This is a genomic window from Mesorhizobium sp. M4A.F.Ca.ET.050.02.1.1 (assembly GCF_003997725.1).
Classification (GTDB): domain Bacteria; phylum Pseudomonadota; class Alphaproteobacteria; order Rhizobiales; family Rhizobiaceae; genus Mesorhizobium.
Genome location: NZ_RZSG01001325.1, coordinates 1 through 824 on the forward strand (window position 1 = coordinate 1; position 824 = coordinate 824).

Below are 824 nucleotides of genomic sequence, written 5' to 3' on the forward strand. Positions count from 1 at the left end.
GTGAGCGAGCCATGGCCGTCTTCGGCCGTATGAAGGGAATGGTTGCGCATGACGAGGATGCGGTCGGCAACCTCCAGCGCTTCCTCGGCATCGCTGGTCGCGATCAGGGTCGCCGAGCCGCTCTGGCTGCCGCGGATGGCGGCGATCAGGTCGGCGCGCGCGCCGACATCGACGCCTTGGAACGGTTCGTCGAGCAAGAGCAGCCGGCAGGGTGCCGCCTGCCAGCGGGCGAGCACGACCTTCTGCTGGTTGCCGCCGGAAAGTTCGTCCAACGTGTCGTCCGGTCCGCGCGCCTTGATGCCAAGCCGCACTATCGCCTCGGCGGAAACCTTTCGCTCGCGCTGGGTCCTGAGCAGGCCGCCTGGAAACCAGCGGCTGAGATGCGGCAGGGCGATGGTGCCGGCGATGGTGGCGCCGGGAACTTCCGAAGGCAGCAGCGATGATTGCCAGCGATCCTCGGCGGCCATGAAGACGCCCTTCTGGATCGACTGTCCTGGCCCGTTCGAAAGCCAGGGTTTTCCGTCGATCTCGAAATTGCCTTCGGCAAGGATTTCGAGGCCAAACAGCGCGCGCAGCAGCCGGCTCTTGCCGGAACCAAGCGTGCCGATGATGGCGACGACCTCGCCCGAGCGGAGATCGAGGTCGAAGGGCTCGGCGCCAGCGACCAGCCTGGCACCCTTGATCGACAGGATCACCGGCGCGGTCGACGCCTTGTCGCGACGGGTGGCAGCTTCCAGCGGGCGGCCGATCATTGCGGCCACCGCCGCCGGGAAGTCGATCGGCCTGGCAAAGGCGCCGACGATGCGGCCGCCGCGCATTACGAC

Annotated in this window: 1 protein-coding gene; it reads right to left on the reverse strand. The window is 67.6% G+C overall.

Annotated elements, in window-relative coordinates:
• On the reverse strand, positions 1-824 hold an 824-nt coding region (locus tag EOA33_RS37255), incomplete at both ends, for an ATP-binding cassette domain-containing protein (protein ID WP_145989580.1).